The sequence below is a fragment of the Streptomyces sp. CNT372 genome (assembly GCF_000377145.1).
This window is the reverse complement of sequence record NZ_KB897789.1, coordinates 104,900-125,685: the sequence shown is the minus strand read 5'-3', so window position 1 is coordinate 125,685 and position 20,786 is coordinate 104,900. Positions and strand designations below refer to the sequence as shown.

The following is a 20,786-nucleotide window of genomic DNA, read 5'->3' as shown; positions in this document are numbered from 1 at the left end:
GGCACCCGGACCGGGCGCGGCGGTCGGCGGTCACCAGCAGCACCGGCATCTGCAACGGCATCTGCAACGGCATCAGCACCCGGACGACCAGCACCCGCACGACGAGCACCCGGACGACGAGCACCCAGACGACGAGCACCGCGCACGCACCGAGCAGAGGAGCCGCCGGCGTGACGAGCCCCGAGACCACCGATGTGAACGACGCCTTTGGACCCGGCGGCTACGCGGCGGCCCGGCTGCGCCTCCTCTCCGAGGGGGCGGGCTCCGGACCGTCGCGCCGCGCCGCCCTCTCCGGCCTCACCGACACCTGGCTCGCCGCCCTGTTCACCGCCGCGGCCGCCGAGACCGGGGCCGGCGGCGCCGCCCTCGTCGCCGTCGGCGGCTACGGCCGCGGCGAACTCTCCCCCCGCAGCGACCTCGACCTCCTGCTCCTCCACGACGGCCACACGGACGCCGGCGCGATCGCCGCCCTCGCCGACCGGATCTGGTACCCGGTGTGGGACCTCGGCCTCGCCCTCGACCACTCCGTGCGCACCCCCGCCGAGGCCCGCGCCACCGCCGCCGAGGACCTCAAGGTGCAGCTCGGCCTCCTCGACGCCCGCCATGTCGCCGGCGACCTCGGCCAGGTCGCCGCCCTGCGCACCACCGTCCTCGCCGACTGGCGCAACCAGGCCCCCAGGCGCCTCCCCGAACTCGACGCCCTCTGCCGCGAGCGCGCCGAACGCCAGGGCGAGCTCCAGTACCTCCTGGAACCCGACCTCAAGGAGGCCCGCGGCGGCCTCAGGGACGTCACCGCGCTGCGTGCCGTCGCCGCCTCCTGGCTCGCCGACGCCCCCCGCGAAGGGCTCGCCGAGGCCCGCCGCGTCCTCCTCGACGTCCGCGACGCCCTCCACCGCGCCACCGGCCGCGCCACCGACCGTCTCTCCCTCCAGGACCAGGACCAGGTCGCCGCCGAACTCGGCCTCCTCGACGCCGACGCCCTGCTCCGACAGGTCTACGAGGCCGCCCGGACCGTCTCCTACGCGGGCGACGTCACCTGGCGCGAGGTCGGCCGGGTGCTCCGCTCGCGCGCCCGCCGGCCCCGGCTGCGCGCCATGCTCTCCGGCGGACGCGGCCAGGCCCCCGAGCGCACCCCGCTCGCCGAGGGCGTGGTCGAGCAGGACGGCGAGGTCGTCCTCGCCCGCACCGCCCGCCCCGACCGCGATCCGGTCCTCCCGCTGCGCGCCGCGGCCGCCGCCGCCCAGTCCGGCCTGACCCTCTCCCGCTACGCCGTCCGCCGGCTCGCCCAGAGCGCCGCCCCGCTGCCCGCGCCCTGGCCGGCCGAGGCCCGCGAGGAACTGGTCACCCTGCTCGGCGCGGGCGAGGCGACCGTCCCGGTCTGGGAGGCCCTGGAGGCGGAGGGGCTGATCACCCGGCTGGTGCCGGACTGGGAGCGGGTGCGCTGCCGCCCCCAGCGCAACGCCGTGCACACCTGGACCGTGGACCGGCACCTGGTCGAAACCGCCGTCCGGGCCTCGGCCCTCACCCGCCGCGTCGGCCGCCCCGACCTCCTCCTCGTCGCCGCCCTGCTGCACGACATCGGCAAGGGCTGGCCGGGCGACCACTCCGAGGTCGGCGAGACCATCGCCCGGGACATCGCCGGCCGGATCGGCTTCGACCGCGCCGACACCGACACCGTCGCCACCCTCGTCCGTCACCACCTCCTCCTCGTCGAGACCGCGACCCGGCGGGACCTGGACGACCCGGCGACCGTGGAGGCCGTCGCCAAGGCCGTCGGCTCCGCCGGCGCCCTGGAACTGCTGCACGCGCTCACCGAGGCGGACGCCCTCGCCACCGGCCCGGCCGCCTGGTCCGCCTGGCGCGGCTCCCTCGTCGCCGAGCTCGCCCGCCGGGTCGCCGCCGTCCTCGCCGGTGACCCGCCGCCCGACCCCGGGCAGGCCGCGCCCAGCGCCCAGGAGGAACGGCTCGCCATCGAGGCGCTGCGCACCGGCGAACCCGTCCTCGCCCTGCGCACCGAGCCCGCCGAGCCGCCGCAGGAGGACGCACCCGAACCCGTCGGCGTCGAACTCCTCATCGCCCTGCCCGACCAGCCCGGCGTCCTGCCCGCCGTCGCGGGCGTCCTCGCCCTCCACCGGCTGACCGTGCGCGCCGCCGAACTGCGCGCGGTGCACCTGCCGACCGGGCTCGGCCGGGACACCGTCCTGGTGCTGAACTGGCGGGTCGCCGCCGAGTACGGCTCGCTGCCGCAGGCCGCGCGGCTCCGCGCCGACCTGGTCCGTGTCCTCGACGGCTCCCTCGACATCCGGGGGCGCCTCGCCGAGCGGGAGGCGGCCTACCCGCGCCGCCGGGGGCTCACCGCCCCGCCGCCCCGGGTGAGGGTCGCGCCCGCCGTCTCCGACCGCGCCACCGTGATCGAGGTCCGCGCCCAGGACGCCCCCGGCCTGCTGCACCGCATCGGGCGGGCACTGGAGGGCGCCGACGTACGGGTACGCAGCGCCCATGTCTCGACGCTGGGCGCCAACGCGGTCGACGCCTTCTACGTGACCGGCCCCGAGGGCGCTCCGCTGGCGCCCGCCGCCGCGACGGCCCTCGCGACGGCGCTGGAGGAGGCGCTGCGGTAGGAAACGCGAGCGCAGGGCGGGGAGCTCGCTGACGATGGAGTGCTCCCCGCGCGAGTGGGGGTGGTCCCGCCCTTCGGGGCGAGGGACGCCTCGCCGATGCCTGCTCCCCGTCCGAGCGGCAACGGGCCCCCGCCCGCCGTATCCGGCGGGCGAGGGTTCCATTGCCGAGCGGCCGGATACCCTGGACTCCGACTGCCCGCCCGCTCCCTAGACCCGAGGATCCGCGACCGCCGTGTTCGACACCCTCTCCGACCGCCTTGCAGCGTCTTTCAAAAACCTTCGCGGCAAAGGAAGGCTGACCGAGGCGGACATCGACGCCACCGCGCGCGAGATCCGTATCGCCCTGCTCGAGGCCGACGTCGCGCTGCCGGTCGTGCGGGCGTTCATCAAGAACGTGAAGGAGCGGGCGCTCGGGACCGAGATCTCCAAGGCGCTCAACCCCGCGCAGCAGTTCATCAAGGTCGTCAACGAAGAGCTGGTCACGATCCTCGGCGGCGAGACCCGCCGGCTGCGGTTCGCCAAGACCGCCCCGACCGTGATCATGCTCGCCGGTCTCCAGGGCGCCGGTAAGACCACCCTCGCCGGAAAGCTCGGCTTCTGGCTGAAGAGCCAGGGCCACTCCCCGCTGCTGGTCGCCTGCGACCTCCAGCGCCCCAACGCCGTCAACCAGCTCTCCGTGGTCGCCGAGCGTGCCGGTGTCGGCGTCTACGCGCCGCAGCCCGGCAACGGCGTGGGCGACCCGGTGCAGGTGGCGAAGGACTCGATCGAGTACGCCCGCACCAAGCAGTACGACGTCGTCGTGGTCGACACCGCCGGCCGTCTCGGCATCGACCAGGAGCTGATGCGGCAGGCCGCGGACATCCGCGACGCCGTCAGTCCCGACGAGGTCCTCTTCGTCGTCGACGCGATGATCGGTCAGGACGCGGTCAACACCGCGGAGGCCTTCCGCGACGGCGTCGGCTTCGACGGCGTGGTCCTGTCCAAGCTGGACGGCGACGCCCGCGGTGGTGCGGCGCTCTCCATCGCGCACGTCACCGGCAAGCAGATCATGTTCGCCTCCAACGGCGAGAAGCTGGACGAGTTCGACGCGTTCCACCCGGACCGCATGGCCTCCCGCATCCTCGGCATGGGCGACATGCTCTCCCTGATCGAGAAGGCCGAGCAGACCTTCAGCCAGGAAGAGGCCGCCAAGATGGCCTCCAAGCTGGCGAGCAGCAAGGGCAAGGAGTTCACGCTCGACGACTTCCTGGCCCAGATGGAACAGGTCCGCAAGATGGGCAGCATCAGCAAGCTGCTCGGGATGCTGCCGGGCATGGCCCAGATGAAGGACCAGATCAACAACATCGACGAGCGCGACGTGGACCGCACCGCCGCGATCATCAAGTCGATGACGCCCGGGGAGCGCCAGGACCCGACGATCATCAACGGTTCGCGCCGCGCCCGTATCGCGCGGGGTTCCGGTGTCGAGGTCAGCGCCGTGAAGAACCTGGTCGAGCGGTTCTTCGAGGCCCGCAAGATGATGTCCCGGATGGCCCAGGGCGGCGGCATGCCGGGCATCCCGGGCATGGGCGGCGGCCCCGGCCGCCAGAAGAAGCAGCAGAAGCAGGCCAAGGGCAAGCGCAAGAGCGGCAACCCGATGAAGCGGAAGGCCGAGGAGGCGGCGGAGGCCGCACGGCGCGAGCAGGCCCAGCAGGGCGGCGCGTTCGGCCTGCCGGCCGGGCAGCCGGGGCAGGACTTCGAGCTGCCGGACGAGTTCAAGAAGTTCATGGGCTGACGGCCCGGGCGGCCCGGACACGCCCGTCCGCGTCCTCACACGTCTGTACACGGAAGGGGCCCGCGACCGCTCAAGCGGTCGCGGGCCCCTTCCGTGCGTGCCCTCAGGGGGTGCGGGCGATCAGGTACCGGAAGACGTTCGGCATCCAGACCGTGCCGTCCGGGCGGACATACGGGTGCAGCGCCTCCGTGATCTCCTTCTCCACCTGGGCGCGCTCCGACTCGCGTACCGCCGCGTCGTAGAGGCCGGTCGACATCAGGCCCCGGACGGCGCTGTCGGTGTCCGCGTAGCCGAAGGGGCAGGCGACCCGCCCCGAGCCGTCCGGACGCAGGCCCGCGCGGGCCGCGACCTCCTCCAGCTCGTCGCGCGGGGACGGTGCCCGGCCGGTGGCCTTGTCCGCGACCCGGAGCACTCCGGAGGTGGCGCACCGCTCCGGCGGCCCCCAGCCGGTGAGCACCACGGCCGCGCCGCGCTCGGCCCGCGATGCCGCCTCGCGCAGCGCCGCGTCGAGTCCGGCCGCCTCCTCCTCGCCGCCGAGCGGCTGGAAGAGGGTGACCAGGGTGTACGGGAGGCCCGGGACCGTCTCGCCCCCCGTGCCGCCGGGCCCGTCCGCGTGGAACCGGGCGTCCGTGGCCCCGGCCGCCGCCAGGCGTTCGCGGGCCAGCTCCAGCCGGGCGGTGTCGGGGTCGGCGCCCGTCACGGACGCGCCGCGCGCCGCCGCGATCAGCAGGGCCAGACCGGAGCCGCAGCCCAGTCCCAGCAGCCGGGAGTGCGGCCCGACCTCCAGGCGCTCGTAGACCGCCTCGTAGAGCGGAACGAGCATGCGCTCCTGGATCTCGGCCCAGTCCCGGGCCCGTTCCGAGGTCCGGGAGTCCCGGTCCGTGCGAGGTGAGGACGCCGACGCCGTGCGGGGCCGGTGCCGGACGAGCGTGGATGCCATCGATACGCCCCATTCCGCCGAGTGAGTCGTGTGCCGTGCGTGCCCGTGCGTGCCGGGCGTGCCCGTGTGTGCGACGCATGCCGTGCATGTCCGCAAGGGGCGCCCCGTGTGCGTTTCGCACCGACCCCGTATGCCAGGGAACTGCGTGTGCGCCCCCGCGTCCAGGGGTCGTGCGGCACTCCTTGTGCGCCCGGCGCGTGCGCCCCGGGTCGCGTGGCCGGATCCCGCCCCTGTCCGCGTCGCCGCCGGGATGCGCGCCGTACGGCTCCGGCCTCGGGAGCCGTCCACCAGTCTGACCCGACTCGGGAGGCCGGGCACCTCGGGGACGGGGCGGTGGCCCCTGGCGGCGGCCGCCCCGGTACCGTCGCGGTCGTGGCCCGCGCCCCGCTCCGGCGGCGCCCGCCTCCCGTATCCCGCCATGGTGTGACCTGCGGCTCTTCTGTGCAGATCGGCGCAGTTCGGCGCACCCGCCCCCGTCCGGTCCATCGACGGCAACTGACTGGTACGTGCAAATTATTTGGGATGCCCCGGAATGGAACCCGGGCGGCTTCCGGCTCGTTATCACGACGTGAGCACGACACCACCTGTCCTCGCCGCAGAGCTGGCACAGGCGTGGGCCGACATTCAACGGCACCACCCCGAACTGCCCGATCTTGCCGCGCCCGAGTCCCTGATCGGAGAGTCGTCGTCCGCCTGCGGCGCCGAACTCTCCTTCGAGCGACTGCTCCACGAGGCAGTCCACGGCATCGCCGCCGCCCGAGGAGTCCGTGACACCTCGCGTGCCGGCCGCTACCACAACCGCCGCTTCCTCGCGATCGCCGAGGAGATGGGCCTGGACCATCCCGAGGAACCGCACCCCAGCAGCGGCTTCTCCCTGGTCACGCTCAATCCCGAGGCCAAGCGCCGGTACCGCCAGACGATCGAGCGGCTCCAGCGCGCCCTCAAGGCGCACACCGTGGCCACCGCGTCCGACACCAAGCGCAGCTTCCGCGGCCCCGCGGCGCGGCACGGCTCCTCCGGGGGCGGTGTGCGGGTGAAGGCCGTGTGCGACTGCGGGCGGAACGTGAGAGTCGTCCCGTCGGTCCTCGCGCAGGCCCCGATCATGTGCGGAGGCTGCGGGAAACCCTTCCGCATCCCGGAGGTCGTGGGCGCCGCGGGCGGCTGACGGGAGGGCCGCGGGCGGGTGAGAGGGGGGCCTCGGGGGTGTGGCACAATGGCTAGCTGTACTCGACAGCCGCACAGGAACCCTCTCGCCTCCGGCTGACGCGTCCATCGGGCACCCGAGTACCGCAACCCCACGTGGCATCTCGTTGTGCCCAACCACGTCAACACCAGGAGACACCACTCCCGTGGCAGTCAAGATCAAGCTGAAGCGTCTCGGCAAGATTCGCCAGCCCCACTACCGCATCGTCGTCGCCGACTCCCGTACCCGCCGTGACGGCCGGGCCATCGAGGAGATCGGGCTGTACCACCCGACGTACAACCCCTCGCGCATCGAGGTCGACTCCGAGCGTGCCCAGTACTGGCTCTCCGTCGGCGCCCAGCCGACCGAGCCGGTTCTCGCCATCCTGAAGCTCACCGGTGACTGGCAGAAGCACAAGGGCCTGCCCGCCCCGGAGAAGCCGCTGCTGGCCCCGGCGACCAAGGAGGACAAGCGCGCCTCCTTCGACGCCTTCGCCAAGGCTCTCGAGGGTGACGACGCCAAGGGCGAGGCCATCACGCCGAAGGCCAAGAAGGCCGAGAAGAAGGCGGACGAGGCCGAGGCCGCCGAGTCCACCGAGGCCTGAGCATGCTCGAGGAGGCTCTCGAGCACCTCGTGAAGGGCATCGTCGACAACCCGGACGACGTGCAGGTGGCTTCGCGGAATCTGCGCCGCGGCCGCGTGCTGGAGGTCCGGGTGCACCCCGACGATCTCGGTAAGGTGATCGGCCGCAACGGCCGCACCGCGCGCGCCCTGCGCACCGTCGTGGGCGCCATCGGCGGACGTGGTATCCGCGTCGACCTCGTCGACGTGGATCAGGTCCACTGATCCGAAGTTGAACACCGGCTCGGGCCGGGGAGGGCCACCGGTCCTGCCCGGCCCTTGTCGTTTCGCGGTCCGGCGTGCCCGTGCGGACCATCCGTGGTGAGGAGAGGCAAGCGTGCAGCTTGTAGTGGGGCGGATCGGCCGCGCCCATGGCATCAAGGGCGAGGTCACCGTCGAGGTGCGCACCGACGAGCCCGAACTGCGGCTCGGCCCCGGAGCGGTGCTGGCCACCGACCCGGCCGCGGCCGGACCGCTGACCATCGCGGCGGGCCGGGTGCACAGCGGCCGGCTGCTGCTGCGCTTCGAGGGCGTGGGCGACCGCAACGCCGCCGAGGCGCTGCGCAACACCCTCCTGATCGCCGAGGTCGACCCGGAGGAACTCCCGGAGGACCCGGAGGAGTTCTACGACCACCAGCTCATGGACCTCGACGTGGTCCTGGCGGACGGCACGGAGATCGGCCGGATCACCGAGATCAGCCATCTGCCCTCCCAGGACCTGTTCATCGTGGAACGGCCCGACGGCAGCGAGGTCATGATCCCCTTCGTGGCGGAGATCGTGTCCGAGATCGACCTGGAGGAGCAGCGCGCGGTCATCACCCCGCCGCCCGGGCTGATCGACGACAGCGAGGCGGAGATCGCCTCCGCGCGCGACGCGGACGCCGGTGCCGGTACGAAGGTCCGTGCCGACGAGGTCTCGGGCTCCACGGCCCCGGCGGACCCGGCGGGCTCCCAGGACTCCCCGGGCTCCCAGGTCTCCGGCGGCGAGGACTCCGGCGGCAAGGGCTCCGGCGGCGAGGACTCCGACGACAAGGCCGGGGACGGCTCCTGATGCGGCTCGACGTCGTCACGATCTTCCCCGAGTACCTGGAGCCGCTGAACGTCTCCCTGGTGGGCAAGGCCCGCGCCCGCGGGCAGCTCGGTGTCCAGGTGCACGACCTGCGCGACTGGACCTACGACCGCCACAACACGGTCGACGACACCCCCTACGGCGGCGGCCCCGGCATGGTCATGAAGACCGAGCCCTGGGGGGACGCTCTCGACGACGTCCTCGCCGCGGGCTACGAGGCCGGCGCGCACGGCCCCGCCCTGGTCGTCCCCACCCCCAGCGGCCGGCCCTTCACCCAGGAACTCGCGGTCGAACTCTCCGAGCGCCCCTGGCTGATCTTCACCCCGGCCCGCTACGAGGGCATCGACCGCCGCGTCGTCGACGAGTACGCGACCCGGCTGCCCGTGTACGAGGTCTCCATCGGCGACTATGTGCTCGCCGGCGGCGAGGCCGCGGTACTGGTCGTCACCGAGGCCGTGGCGCGGCTGCTGCCGGGCGTCCTCGGCAACGCCGAGTCCCACCGCGACGACTCCTTCGCGCCCGGGGCCATGGCCAACCTGCTCGAAGGACCGGTCTACACCAAGCCCCCCGCCTGGCGCGGACGGGAGATCCCCGAGGTGCTCGTCAGCGGTCACCACGGGAAGATCGCGCGCTGGCGGCGGGACGAGGCGATCCGCCGCACCGCGGCCAACCGGCCCGACCTGATCGAGCGTTGCGACCCCTCGGCCTTCGACAGGAAGGACCGGGAGATGCTCTCGATCCTGGGCTGGGCCCCGGAGCCCGGGGGGCGATTTTGGCGCAGGCCGCAGGCCGTGGAAGAATGAGCCGCTGCTGTGCGTCCGGCCGGCGCCCCTGCCACAGGGGGAACGACGCCCGCCCGACCGGCAGCATCCCTGATCTCGAACCGACATACCGTCGATGACCTGTGGCATCGGCGAGGAAGCAGACCACCATGGCTCACCTGCTCGACAGCGTCAACACGGCGTCGCTCCGCTCCGACATCCCGTCCTTCCGCCCCGGCGACACCGTGAACGTCCACGTGCGCGTCATCGAGGGCAACCGCTCCCGTATCCAGCAGTTCAAGGGCGTCGTCATCCGCCGCCAGGGCGCGGGCGTGAGCGAGACCTTCACGGTCCGCAAGGTCTCCTTCTCCGTCGGCGTGGAGCGCACCTTCCCGGTGCACAGCCCGATCTTCGAGAAGATCGAGCTCGTCACCCGCGGTGACGTCCGCCGCGCCAAGCTGTACTACCTCCGTGAGCTGCGCGGCAAGGCCGCGAAGATCAAGGAGAAGCGCGAGAACTGAGCCCCGGCTCACACGCGCCGCCGGTGTCTCGGGGCGGCCGGATAGGCTCGGCCCCCGATGGACACCGACGCACAGCCCCTGGAGCGCGACCGCTCCTCCGCCCCAGACGAGGGGAGCACGGAGGAGGGGTCGCGCTCCACGTGTTCCCGGGCCCGCTCCCGGCTCGCCGCCGGGCCGGGGAGGGGCGCCGGGCTGCGGCTGTCCTTGCGGACCGCGACCCTCCTCGGCGCGTTCTGCGCCGTCTTCGTCCTGCTGCTGAGCACCTTCGTCGTCCAGCCCTTCCAGATCCCCAGCGGCTCCATGGAGCCGACGCTCCAGGTCGGCGACCGGATCCTGGTCAACAAGCTCGCCTATGACGACGCCACGCCGCCCGCCCGCGGCGACGTCGTCGTCTTCGACGGCCGAGGTTCCTTCGTTCGGGAGGAACTGACGGAAAACCCCGTGAGTTCCGTAGTACGAGAGGGACTGGCAATGCTCGGACTCGCCGAGCCCGCCGACACCGACTTCGTCAAACGCGTCGTCGGGACCGGCGGCGACCGCGTGGTCTGCTGCGACGACAAGGGCAGGGTCGAGGTGAACGGTGCACCGGTGGACGAGACGTACCTCCACCCCGGCGACGTCCCTTCCGAGGCGGCGTTCGACATCGTGGTGCCCGAGGGGCGGCTGTGGGTCATGGGCGACCACCGCAGCCGGTCCAGCGACTCCCGGGACCACCTCGGCTCCCCGGGCGGCGGCATGGTTCCGGTGGACCGCGTGATCGGCCGCGCCGACTGGATCGGCTGGCCGTTCGGGCGCTGGACCACCCTCACCCCCACCGACGCCTTCCGCCACGTCCCCCCGCCCGCCCCGCCGCGGGGCGGCGGCCATGGGTAACCGCGGACGGCCCCGCGCGAGCCACCGCGCCGACACCCGGCTGCCCACCGGCACCCGCCCGACGGACGGCGGCCGGTCCCTCCCGGGGCGCGCCGAGCGCCGACGGCTGGCCCTGAAGGTCAAGCGCAAGCGCCGGCGCTCGGCGGTCAAGGAGGTGCCCCTCCTGGTCACCGTCGCCCTGGGCATAGCCCTGGTGCTCAAGACCTTCCTGGTCCAGGCGTTCGTGATCCCCTCCGGCTCCATGGAACAGACCATCCGCGTCCAGGACCGGGTGCTGGTGGACAAGCTCACCCCGTGGTTCGGCTCCCGCCCCCAGCGCGGCGACGTGGTCGTCTTCAAGGACCCCGGCGGCTGGCTGCCCCAGGAGGAGCAGCAGCAGGGCGAGGACCCGGTCGTCGTCAAGCAGGTCAAGCAGGTACTCACCTTCATCGGCCTGCTGCCCTCGGACGACGAACGGGACCTGATCAAGCGGGTCGTCGCGGTCGGCGGCGACCGGGTGGTCTGCTGCGACCAGCAGGGCCGGGTCACCGTCAACGGCATGCCGCTGAACGAGACCTACCTCTTCCCCGGGGACGCCCCCTCGACGATCGACTTCGAGGTCACCGTCCCCGAGGGCCGCCTCTTCGTGCTCGGCGACCACCGCTCCGACTCCGCCGACTCCCGTTTCCACCTGACCGAGGAGGGGCAGGGGACGGTGGCCGAGGACTTGGTCGTCGGCCGGGCCGTCTACATCGCCTGGCCGCTCGACCACTGGAGCCGGCTGGGGGACGAGGAGCCCTTCGCCGCGGTCCCGCCCGGGAATGGCGCCCGGGCGGCCGCGGAGGCATCGTCGAATAGTGTGTCCTCCCAGGATCTGAACGGAATGGTCCTGCTCCCGACCCCTGCGGAACTCCCGCTCGTTATGGGAGTGGTGGGCCTGTTCCTTGTATGGAGCAGGCGGTTCGCACGGAGTGAGGAGTGGATGTGGGGGACGTGGCGGTCGGCGCGCGGTCCGGGCACGGCGATCCCGAGGAGAGGCCCGGGGCGTTCCCCGAGCAATCCTCGGACGGCGGTGGCAGGACGGCTCCGCCGGACAGCGGCGACGACGAGCCGGAGGGCAGCGGCACGGGACAGCACGGTGGTACGGGACAGCACGGTGGTACGGGACAGAAGAAGCAGCGATCCTTCTGGAAGGAACTGCCGCTTCTGATCGGTATCGCGCTGCTCCTCGCGTTGCTGATCAAGACCTTCCTGCTCCAGGCGTTCTCCATCCCCTCGGATTCGATGATGAACACCCTCCAGCGCGGCGACCGCGTGCTGGTGGACAAGCTCACGCCCTGGTTCGGATCGGAGCCGGAGCGCGGTGAGGTCGTCGTCTTCCACGACCCGGGCGGCTGGCTGGTGGGTGAGCCCACCCCCGAGCAGAACGTGTTCCAGCAGTTCCTGTCCTTCATCGGCCTGATGCCCTCGGCCGAGGACAAGGACCTGATCAAGCGCACCATCGCGATCGCCGGCGACACGGTGGAGTGCAAGAAGGGCGGGCCGGTCAAGGTCAACGGCAAGGCCCTGGACGAGCCGTACCTCTACCCCGGCAGCTCCGCCTGCGACGACGCGCCCTTCGGCCCGTTCAAGGTCCCCGAGGACCGGATCTGGGTCATGGGCGACAACCGCCAGAACTCCCAGGACTCCCGGTACCACATGGAGGACGCCAACCGGGGCTTCGTGCCCGTGGACGAGGTCGTCGGCCGGGCGGTCGTGGTGGCGTGGCCGCTGAACCGCTGGGCGACCCTGCCCGTCCCGGCCACCTACGACCAGCCGGGGATCAACGCGGCCGCCGCCCTGGCGCCGCCGGTGCTCGGTCTCGCGGGCGCGGTGCCGCTGGTGCTGTGGCGCCGCCGGTGCCAGGCAGCGGGCTGAGGCGCTTCCGCAGGTCCCCGGCCGGGCCCGGGCCCGGCCGGGGCGGCCCGCGTTCAGGGCGAGGGCCGGTCGGCCCGGTTCCCGGCGGGCCGGGGCCGGGGCCGGCGGACGACTGCCGGGCGGGGCCTCTCCTGAGCTGATCGAGGGGCTGACCGTTCGCGTACCGCCGGGTAGGGTGCGATGCCGGACCGCACTTCCTCCGGGCCCGTCCCGGGGTGACATCGGAGCTGGGGAGCGCTGGTGAGCCGTACACAACAGGACGCCGAGGCCCGGGGCCGGCTGGGCAACGCGCTCTCCGGTATCGCCGTGGCGGTCGGCTGTGTCCTCTTCCTCGGCGGCTTCGTCTGGGGCGCGGTCGTGTACCAGCCCTACACGGTGCCCACCGACTCCATGGTCCCCACGGTGAACGTGGGCGACCGCGTGCTCGCCCAGCGGATGGACGGCGCCGACGTCCGCCGCGGTGACGTGGTGATCTTCCGCGACGAGGAGTGGGGCGACCTCCCCATGATCAAGCGGGTCGTCGGGGTCGGCGGCGACGAGGTCGCCTGCTGCGGCGACGGAGGCCGCCTGACGGTCAACGGCGAGCCGGTCGACGAGCCCTATCTGCGGGCCGAGGGCCCGGCGGCCGAGACGTTCACGGCCAAGGTCCCCGAAGGCCATCTGTTCCTCCTCGGCGACGACCGCCGCACCTCGCTGGACTCCCGCTCCCATCTGGAGCAGGCGGGCGACGGCTCGGTCCCGCGCTCGGCCGTCGACGGCCGCGTGGACGCCATCGCCTGGCCCCTCGGGGGCGGCGCGATCGACCGGCCCGCGGCCTTCGCCGAGCTGCCGGGCGGGGTGTCGCAGCCCGGCCCGGTCCGCCTGGTCGTGGCGACGATCGCGGTCGGGGTGGTGCTCATCCTGGGCGGGTCCGCCTACGGGCCGATCGCGGCCCGTGCGGCCCGGAAACGGAGCCGCAGGACGGGGCCGGCACGTGCCGCCTGAGACCCCGCAGGCGCCGGTGGTGCGCCGGGTCGCCCGGGTCGTCCTGCTGGACCCGGCGGACCGCATCCTGCTGATCCACGGCTTCGACCCCGCGGACCCGGCAAGCGACTGGTGGTTCACCCCCGGCGGCGGCCTGGAGGGGGACGAGTCCCGCAAGGAGGCGGCGCTGCGCGAACTGGCCGAGGAGACCGGGATCACCGAGGTCGACCTCGGGCCCGTGCTGTGGCGGCGGCAGTGCTCCTTCCCGTTCGACGGGCGGCGCTGGAACCAGGACGAATGGTACTTCCTGGCCCGTACGACCCGCACCGAGGCCGCCCCGGCCGGGCTGACGGAGCTGGAGCGCCGCAGTGTCGCGGGCCTGAGGTGGTGGACCTCCGCCGAACTGCTGGCGGCGCGTGAGACGGTGTACCCGACCGGACTCGCCGAGCTGCTCCGCACGCTGCTCGACGAGGGGCCTCCGAGTGAGCCCGTGGTCCTCGCCCCGGAAATCGCCTAGGGGCGCGGGGCGCTGGAGCACAATAGGGAGACGCAAGGCTGAAGGGGAACATGCCATGAGCGCCGAGGACCTCGAGAAGTACGAGACCGAGATGGAGCTGAAGCTCTACCGGGAGTACCGAGATGTCGTCGGGCTGTTCAAATACGTGATCGAGACCGAGCGCCGCTTCTACCTCACCAACGACTACGAGATGCAGGTGCACTCGGTCCAGGGCGAGGTCTTCTTCGAGGTCTCGATGGCGGACGCCTGGGTCTGGGACATGTACCGGCCCGCTCGTTTCGTGAAGCAGGTCCGGGTCCTCACGTTCAAGGACGTGAACATCGAGGAGCTCAACAAGAGCGACCTGGAGCTGCCGGGCAGCTAGGAGGTGTCCGGCCCGGTCCTGCTCGGCGGCCGGCCCGGCCCGGTCGTGCCCGCTGCTGGTCCGGGCGGGTCGTGCCCGCTGCTGGTCCGGGCCGGTCGTGTCTGTTGCCGGTCCGGCCAGGTCCTGTCCGCTGCCGGGCCGGACCATCGCCGGTTCCGGTCGCACGTTCCGGTCGCCGGTTCACTCGTCCGGGTGGCGGAGTTCTCCACAGGGGCCGGGTTGTCCACGGGTTTGGACCAAGATCCACTCGGTGGGCGGCGGGCGGTCAGAGTCGGTGCCGGAGGTGGTGCCGACATGAACGCCACGAGGGCACTGGGACGGTACGGCGAGGACCGGGCGGCACGGCTGCTGTCCGGATCGGGAATGCGGCTGCTCGCGAGAAACTGGCGGTGCGGCCGCGCCGGTGAGATCGACATCGTCGCCCGGGACGGCGACACACTCGTCGTCTGCGAGGTCAAGACCCGCAGAGAGAGCGCGTACGAGCATCCGATGGCCGCGGTCACCCCGGCCAAGGTCCGGCGGCTGCGGCGGCTCGCCGACTGCTGGCTGGCGCGCCACGGGGACGCGCCACCGGGTGGGGTCCGCATCGATCTGGTGGGCGTCGTCCTGCCGCGTCGCGGGGCCGCCGTCGTAGAGCACGCCAGGGGGGTGGCGTGATGGGCTTCGCACGCGCCTGCTCGGTGGCCCTCGTCGGGGTCGAGGGCGTGGTCGTCGAGGTACAGGCCGACCTGGAACCGGGCGTCGCCGCGTTCACCCTCGTCGGGCTGCCGGACAAGAGCCTGGTGGAGAGCCGGGACCGGGTGCGGGCCGCGGTGGTGAACTCGGGCGCGGACTGGCCGCAGAAGAAGCTCACCGTGGGGCTCAGCCCGGCGTCCGTTCCCAAGAGCGGCTCCGGTTTCGATCTCGCGGTCGCCGCCGCCGTGCTCGCCGCCGCCGAGCGGATCGACCCGCGGCAGATCGCCGACCTGGTCCTCATCGGGGAACTGGGGCTGGACGGCCGCGTCCGGCCGGTGCGCGGGGTGCTGCCCGCCGTCCTCGCGGCGGCGGAGGCGGGATACGACCAGGTCGTGGTGCCGGAGCAGACCGCGGGCGAGGCCGCCCTCGTGCCCGGGGTCTCGGTGCTCGGCGTCCGCAGCCTGCGCCAGCTGATCGCCATCCTCTCCGACGAACCGGTGCCCGACGAGGAGCCGGTCGAGCCGGGGCGGCCCGACCCCGCCCTGGCGGGCCTGCTGGTCCCCGGCGCGGGAGTGGGCACGGGAGTGTCCCCGATGGACCGGGCCACCGGCCCCGACCTGGCCGATGTCGCCGGCCAGCACGCGGCACGCACCGCGCTGGAGGCCGCGGCCGCCGGCGGGCACCATCTGCTGCTCTCCGGGCCGCCCGGCGCGGGCAAGACCATGCTGGCCGAACGCCTGCCCGGGATTCTGCCGCCGCTCGGCAGACAGGAGTCCCTGGAGGTCACGGCCGTCCACTCGGTCGCCGGACTCCTCCCGCCCGGGGAGCCCCTGGTCCGTGCCGCGCCCTACTGCGCACCGCACCACTCGGCCACCATGCAGGCCCTGGTCGGCGGCGGGCACGGGCTGCCGAGACCGGGGGCCGTCTCCCTGGCGCACCGGGGCGTCCTCTTCCTCGACGAAGCCCCGGAGTTCACCGGCAAGGCACTGGACGCGCTCCGGCAGCCCCTGGAGGCGGGCCATGTGGTGGTGGCCCGGAGCGGGGGAGTGGTGCGGCTGCCCGCGCGCTTCCTGCTGGTCCTCGCGGCGAACCCCTGCCCCTGCGGGCGGCACACGCTGGTCGGCGCGGGCTGCGAGTGCCTGCCCTCGATCGTCCGGCGCTATCAGGCGCGGCTCTCCGGCCCGTTGCTGGACCGGGTGGACCTGCGCATCGAGGTGGAACCGGTGAGCCGGGCCGATCTGCTCGGCCCCGGCGGGCGCGGGGAGTCCTCGGCGGAGGTCGCCGGCCGGGTGCGGGAGGCCAGGGAGCGGGCGTCCGCCCGCCTCGCGGACACCGGCTGGACGATGAACGCCGAGGTCCCGGGCCATGTCCTGCGGACCCGGTGGACGGTCGCGCCCGGAGCCCTCGCGGCCGCCGAGCGGGATGTCGAGCGGGGGCTGCTCACGGCCCGGGGGCTGGACCGCGTCCTGCGGGTCGCCTGGACGCTCGCGGACCTCGCCGGGCGGGACCGGCCCGACGCACGGGACGTGGCCCACGCCCTCCAGTTGCGCACCGGGATCGCCCGGGGTGTCCCCGACCTGGCCGGGGCCCCGCGATGATCCGCCGGAGGGGTGCGGGGCCGGGGGTTCGTCGCGGGCGCCGGAGGGGTCCGGCGGCGGCGTGCCCGGCGGCGTGGCTCGCGAAGCCGGGCCCGGGCGTCGGTCCCGGTGCCGCTTCCGGTTCCGGCGGGGCTTCCCGTGCCGGTGCCGGTGCCGGTGCCGGCCCCGGCGCGGCTTCCGGCCCGGGAGGGGGTCCGCCATGACCGCCGAGGCCCACGGGCCGCCTCCCCCCGGACCGGGCACGGAGCACGTCGCCCGGGCGGCCGTCCCACCCGGACCGGCCTTCGGGGCGGACGAGGAAGGCGCCGACCGGGCGCACGCGCCGGCGCACTCCCCACCCGACGCGGAGCGGGTCGCCAGATCAGCTCTGACGGAGATCCTGGAGCCCGGCGACGCGCGAGCAGGCCGCTGGCTCAGGGACCTCGGCGCGGAGGAACTGCTCGCCCGGCTGCTGCCCGGCCGCGCGGGGGAAGGGGCCGGGCTGCCGGGGCTTACCCGGGAGCGGTCCGCCGGGCTGCGGGCACGCGCCGCCGGGGTCGTCCCCGGCCGGAGCCTCGCCACCGCCCGCGCCTTCGGCGGCCGGTTCCTCGTCCCCGGCGACCCCGAGTGGCCGACCCAGCTCGACGACCTCGGCGACGCCCGCCCGATCGGGCTCTGGGTGCGCGGGAGCCCCGACCTGCGCAGATGGGCGCTGCGGTCCGTCGCACTGGTCGGCGCGCGGGCCTGCACCCCGTACGGCGCGCACATCGCCGCGGAGCTGGCCGGCGGACTGGCCGAGCGGGGGTGGGTCGTGGTGTCCGGTGCCGCGTACGGGGTCGACGGCGCGGCGCACCGGGGCGCGCTCGCCGCCGGGGGTGTCACGGCCGCGGTCCTGGCGTGCGGGGTCGACGTCGCCTATCCCCGGGGCCACGGGGAGCTGATCGACCGGATCGTGCGCCAGGGCCTGGTCCTCGGGGAGCTGCCGCCCGGGCAGCACCCCACACCCAGCAGGTTCGTCCTGCGCAACCGGGTGATCGCCGCCCTGACCAGGGGCACGGTGGTCGTCGAGGCCGCGCGCCGCAGCGGCTCGCTGGTCACCGCGCGCAGCGCGCAGCGACTGGGCCGCTTCACCATGGGCGTCCCCGGCCCGGTCACCAGCGCGCTCTCCGCCGGGGTGCACGAGCTGCTGCGTGGCGAGGCGGTCCTCGTCGGGGGCGCGGCGGAGGTGGTCGAGCTGGTGGGGGAGATCGGCGAGCTGGCCCCGGAGCACACCGGTCCCGTGCTGCCCCGGGACCTGCTGGACCCGGTGAGCCGGAGCGTGCTGGAGGCCCTTCCCGGCCGGGGTGGGGCCGGGGCCGAGGAGGTCGCGCGGGCGGCCGGGACAGGGCCCGACGAGGCGCTGGCCCGGCTGTACGAACTGCACTCCCTGGGGTTCGTCGAGCGCAGCGGGCGGGCGTGGCGGCTGGCACCCCGGGCGGATCGGTGCTCGAACACCCGGCGAGGCGGTGCTTGACCTGGAGCATTCGGGTGAAAAGGTGAGGGGCGATGGCCCTCCCAGTCGTGCGTGTGACGCCGCGGGGGCCGGTGCGCGGCGCATCGGCCCCTATTCGAAGGTGTGGGCGAGGGCGCATACCCCCATCGGTCCGATCCGCGCCCGCTCGCCCACCGCGACGGCGCAGTCACGCTACGCTCGCGATTTCCGGCCTCGGCCGCCTCACCCGATTTACCGTCCACAGCAGAACGGCTCAAGGCAACGCATGCCCCAGCACACGTCCGGGTCCGACCGCGCGGTAGTGCCCGCTGCTGCCCGTGCCGCCGTGCGGCCCTCGGCTCCCTCGTCGCTGGAGGAGCTGTGGCGGTCGTACAAGGCCACCGGCGACGAGCGGCTGCGGGAGCAGCTGATCCTGCACTACTCCCCGCTGGTCAAGTACGTGGCCGGCCGCGTCAGCGTGGGGCTCCCCTCCAACGTCGAGCAGGCGGACTTCGTGTCCTCCGGGGTCTTCGGGCTCATCGACGCCATCGAGAAGTTCGACGTCGACCGGTCGATCAAGTTCGAGACGTACGCGATCACCCGTATCCGCGGTGCCATGATCGACGAACTCCGGGCGCTGGACTGGATTCCGCGCTCGGTACGGCAGAAGGCCCGCGCGGTCGAGCGCGCCTACGCCACGCTCGAAGCGCAGCTGCGGCGCACCCCGTCGGAGGCCGAGGTCGCGGCCGAGATGGACGTGACGGTCGAGGAACTGCACTCGGTTTTCAGTCAGTTGTCGCTGGCCAACGTGGTCGCGCTGGAGGAGCTGCTCCATGCAGGCGGCGAGGGCGGCGACCGGCTCAGCCTCATGGACACCCTGGAGGACACGGCCGCTGACAACCCGGTGGAGGTGGCCGAGGACCGCGAACTGCGCAGGCTGCTCGCCAGGGCGATCAACACCCTGCCCGACCGGGAGAAGACCGTGGTCACGCTCTACTACTACGAGGGCCTGACCCTCGCCGAGATCGGCCATGTGCTGGGCGTCACCGAGAGCCGGGTGAGCCAGATCCACACCAAGTCGGTCCTCCAGCTGCGGGCGAAGCTGGCCGACGTCGGACGCTGAGCCCCACGGAGGCGGCGGCATCCGTAAAGTGGAGGGGTGCCCAGGATTCGAGCGGCCTCCGTGGCCGAGCACCGGACGATGCAGCGAGGCGCCCTGCTGGACGCCGCGCGCTCCCTCCTGTCCGAAGGTGGTACCGAGGCGCTGACCTTCCCCGCGCTGGCCGAGCGCACGGGTCTCGCGCGGTCCTCCGTCTACGAGTACTTCCGCTCCCGCGCGGCGGTCGTCGAGGAACTCTGCGCCGTCGACTTCCCCGTCTGGGCGGCCGAGGTGGAGGACGCGATGGCCCGGGCGAGCACGCCCGAGGACAAGGTCGAGGCGTATGTGCGGCGCCAGTTGGAGCTGGTCGGGGACCGGCAGCACCGTGCGGTCGTCGCGATCTCCGCGAGTGAACTGGACGCTGGGGCGCGGGAGAAGATCCGCGCCGCGCACGGCGGCCTGATCGCCATGATCGTCGAGGCGCTCGGCGAACTCGGGCAGCGCGAGCCGCGCCTGGCCGCGATGCTCCTCCAGGGCGTGGTGGACGCGGCGGTCCGCCGGATCGAGCTCGGCGCGGCGGAGGACCCGTCCACCATCGCGGACGCGGCGGTCGCGATGGCCCTGCGGGGCGTCCGGGGCTGACGGCCTCCGCCCCGCCGCCCCGGGACTCAGCCCACGGTGAGCACCGGCAGCAGACGGGACGGGGCACGGCGCAGCATCCACGGCGGCAGCAGGGACAGCGGGTCCAGATACGCGTCCCCGCGCAGCAGGCCCCAGTGCAGACAGCTCACGGGGCAGTGGGTGCCGCCCGGCTCCAGCGTGGCGACGGCCTGTCCGGCGACCACCTCGTCGCCGGCGGCGACGAGCGGGCGCACCGGTTCGTAGGTGATCCGCAGTGGCGGGTCCCCCGTACCGGTGAGCGCGATGCTCAGGACGCCGCGCCCCGCGACCCGGCCCGCGAACACGACCCGCCCCCGGGCGGCGGCGCGCACCGCCGTGCCCGGCCCGGCGGCGAGATCCACGCCCCGGTGCCCGGCCGCGTACGGCGACGAGGGCGGGTCCCACCCCCGCACCACCACGGGCCTCGGCGCCCCGACGGGCCAGCTCCGCCCCGTCCCGCCGTCCGCGCGGCCCGCCGCCGGGGCCGACCGCTCCCGGACCGTGCCCGGCGGGCGCGTCGCGGAGTGTGCCAACGCCTCGCCCGCGTCCGGACGATGCCCGGCGGCGGGCCGTACCCGCCCCTCGGCCGGACCGGGGCCGTACCGGATGCCCGCCCCGTCCGGGCCCGGTACCGGCGGCTCGCCCCGGCCCACCGCATGAGCCGCGCCCGGCTTCCCCGGCGCGAGCGGTCCCGTCCGCGCCCGCTCCGCGTCCGCGCGCGGGACCTGCCCGGCGGCGGGCCGCGCGGCAGGGGCCGCCTGCCGGGGGAGCCACCCGTCCGTGCGGGTGCCGTACCGGGTGTCCGCCCCGGCCGGAGCCGCCACGGCCGGCGGGCCGTCCCCGCCCATCGCGGGAGCGGGCCCCCGCGCCGGCGGCCCGGTCACCCCCGCTCCCACCACCAGCAGCCCCAGAGCCACGGCCACGGCCGCCGCACACGCCCGCCGCACGGCGACCCCGTGCCGACTGCGGCTCCGGGCCCGGGCACCCGCCCCGTCCAGCCGCCGCCCGGCCCGCGCCCCGCGCGCACCCCCGACGCGCGGGTCCAGGGCGTCATCGGCTCCCGCTCCAGGGGCGCCCCCGCACGCGTCTTCGGCCGGGGCGCCCGTCCCGCACGCCCACCGGCAGGCCCGCGCCCCGCGCGCGGCCAGGGCTGCGACCCCGCGCGCACCCCGCGCTCGAGCGCCCGCGACGCGCGCACGCC

General features: G+C 74.2%; 20 protein-coding genes and 1 pseudogene. 19 read left to right on the top strand and 2 right to left on the bottom strand.

What is annotated here, in order from left to right; all coding sequences use genetic code 11:
• The first annotated feature begins 170 nt into the window (after positions 1-170).
• Together C593_RS0124750 and ffh are read left to right on the top strand one after the other, a co-directional pair.
• Positions 171-2,621, top strand: a complete 2,451-nt coding sequence (locus C593_RS0124750; protein WP_018850022.1) for a [protein-PII] uridylyltransferase — start codon at positions 171-173, stop codon at positions 2,619-2,621.
• Between the two features lie 232 nt (positions 2,622-2,853).
• Positions 2,854-4,395, top strand: coding sequence for a signal recognition particle protein (gene ffh, locus C593_RS0124745; RefSeq protein ID WP_018850021.1), 1,542 nt, complete (start codon positions 2,854-2,856; stop codon positions 4,393-4,395).
• A gap of 103 nt (positions 4,396-4,498) precedes the next feature.
• On the opposite strand, the gene C593_RS0124740 is transcribed toward ffh, so the two are convergent.
• The gene (locus C593_RS0124740; RefSeq protein ID WP_018850020.1) at positions 4,499-5,335 is read right to left on the bottom strand and encodes a methyltransferase domain-containing protein; all 837 of its coding nucleotides are present in this window, start codon (positions 5,333-5,335) and stop codon (positions 4,499-4,501) included.
• 532 nt (positions 5,336-5,867) lie between these two features.
• On the opposite strand from C593_RS0124740, the gene C593_RS0124735 reads away from it, so the two are divergent.
• From C593_RS0124735 to C593_RS0124655, 17 genes and pseudogenes are all read left to right on the top strand, one after another.
• Complete coding sequence (locus tag C593_RS0124735; protein WP_078521861.1) at positions 5,868-6,500, top strand: hypothetical protein; 633 nt, start codon at positions 5,868-5,870, stop codon at positions 6,498-6,500.
• 184 nt (positions 6,501-6,684) lie between these two features.
• Positions 6,685-7,122, top strand: coding sequence for a 30S ribosomal protein S16 (rpsP, locus tag C593_RS0124730; RefSeq protein WP_018850018.1), 438 nt, complete (start codon positions 6,685-6,687; stop codon positions 7,120-7,122).
• A gap of 2 nt (positions 7,123-7,124) precedes the next feature.
• The gene (locus tag C593_RS0124725; RefSeq protein WP_018850017.1) at positions 7,125-7,364 is read left to right on the top strand and encodes an RNA-binding protein; all 240 of its coding nucleotides are present in this window, start codon (positions 7,125-7,127) and stop codon (positions 7,362-7,364) included.
• 112 nt (positions 7,365-7,476) lie between these two features.
• Positions 7,477-8,190: a ribosome maturation factor RimM gene (gene rimM / locus C593_RS30455; protein WP_486591179.1), complete on the top strand. Its 714-nt coding sequence runs from the start codon at positions 7,477-7,479 to the stop codon at positions 8,188-8,190.
• Positions 8,190-9,011, top strand: a complete 822-nt coding sequence (trmD, locus tag C593_RS0124715) for a tRNA (guanosine(37)-N1)-methyltransferase TrmD (protein WP_018850015.1) — start codon at positions 8,190-8,192, stop codon at positions 9,009-9,011. Before rimM ends, trmD begins: the two co-directional genes overlap by 1 nt.
• Positions 9,012-9,139: 128 nt before the next feature.
• Positions 9,140-9,490 (top strand): 50S ribosomal protein L19, encoded by a 351-nt coding sequence (rplS, locus tag C593_RS0124710; RefSeq protein WP_018850014.1) that lies wholly within the window; start codon positions 9,140-9,142, stop codon positions 9,488-9,490.
• A gap of 57 nt (positions 9,491-9,547) precedes the next feature.
• Positions 9,548-10,363 (top strand): signal peptidase I, encoded by an 816-nt coding sequence (gene lepB / locus C593_RS0124705; protein WP_018850013.1) that lies wholly within the window; start codon positions 9,548-9,550, stop codon positions 10,361-10,363.
• Positions 10,356-11,412, top strand: a pseudogene (gene lepB, locus C593_RS30450) (signal peptidase I); the annotation flags it as partial. The gene lepB (C593_RS0124705) and the pseudogene lepB (C593_RS30450), both read left to right, overlap by 8 nt.
• Positions 11,336-12,259, top strand: coding sequence for a signal peptidase I (lepB, locus tag C593_RS0124695; RefSeq protein ID WP_486591178.1), 924 nt, complete (start codon positions 11,336-11,338; stop codon positions 12,257-12,259). The pseudogene lepB (C593_RS30450) and the gene lepB (C593_RS0124695), both read left to right, overlap by 77 nt.
• Positions 12,260-12,499: 240 nt before the next feature.
• Positions 12,500-13,243 carry a signal peptidase I gene (gene lepB / locus C593_RS0124690; protein WP_018850011.1) on the top strand — a complete coding sequence of 248 codons (744 nt, stop codon included), beginning with the start codon at positions 12,500-12,502 and terminating at the stop codon, positions 13,241-13,243.
• Positions 13,233-13,739 (top strand): NUDIX hydrolase, encoded by a 507-nt coding sequence (locus C593_RS0124685; RefSeq protein WP_018850010.1) that lies wholly within the window; start codon positions 13,233-13,235, stop codon positions 13,737-13,739. Before lepB (C593_RS0124690) ends, C593_RS0124685 begins: the two co-directional genes overlap by 11 nt.
• Before the next feature lie 55 nt (positions 13,740-13,794).
• Entirely contained in the window at positions 13,795-14,103 is a 309-nt protein-coding gene (locus tag C593_RS0124680; RefSeq protein WP_005311352.1) for a DUF2469 domain-containing protein, read from the top strand.
• A 294-nt stretch (positions 14,104-14,397) separates the two neighbouring features.
• Positions 14,398-14,760, top strand: a complete 363-nt coding sequence (locus tag C593_RS0124675; RefSeq protein WP_018850009.1) for a YraN family protein — start codon at positions 14,398-14,400, stop codon at positions 14,758-14,760.
• On the top strand, positions 14,760-16,376 hold the full coding sequence (locus tag C593_RS0124670) for a YifB family Mg chelatase-like AAA ATPase (RefSeq protein WP_018850008.1): 1,617 nt from the start codon (positions 14,760-14,762) through the stop codon (positions 16,374-16,376). The genes C593_RS0124675 and C593_RS0124670 overlap by 1 nt, the downstream gene beginning before the upstream one ends.
• A 199-nt stretch (positions 16,377-16,575) precedes the next feature.
• The gene (gene dprA / locus C593_RS0124665; protein ID WP_018850007.1) at positions 16,576-17,868 is read left to right on the top strand and encodes a DNA-processing protein DprA; all 1,293 of its coding nucleotides are present in this window, start codon (positions 16,576-16,578) and stop codon (positions 17,866-17,868) included.
• A gap of 244 nt (positions 17,869-18,112) precedes the next feature.
• Positions 18,113-18,949 (top strand): RNA polymerase sigma factor WhiG, encoded by an 837-nt coding sequence (whiG, locus tag C593_RS0124660; protein WP_026278045.1) that lies wholly within the window; start codon positions 18,113-18,115, stop codon positions 18,947-18,949.
• Between the two features lie 60 nt (positions 18,950-19,009).
• Positions 19,010-19,567: a TetR/AcrR family transcriptional regulator gene (locus tag C593_RS0124655; RefSeq protein ID WP_018850005.1), complete on the top strand. Its 558-nt coding sequence runs from the start codon at positions 19,010-19,012 to the stop codon at positions 19,565-19,567.
• A 26-nt stretch (positions 19,568-19,593) separates the two neighbouring features.
• Here the strand turns inward: C593_RS0124655 and C593_RS32010 are convergent, their stop codons facing one another.
• The gene (locus C593_RS32010; RefSeq protein ID WP_486591177.1) at positions 19,594-20,508 is read right to left on the bottom strand and encodes a murein hydrolase activator EnvC family protein; all 915 of its coding nucleotides are present in this window, start codon (positions 20,506-20,508) and stop codon (positions 19,594-19,596) included.
• Positions 20,509-20,786: the final 278 nt, after the last annotated feature.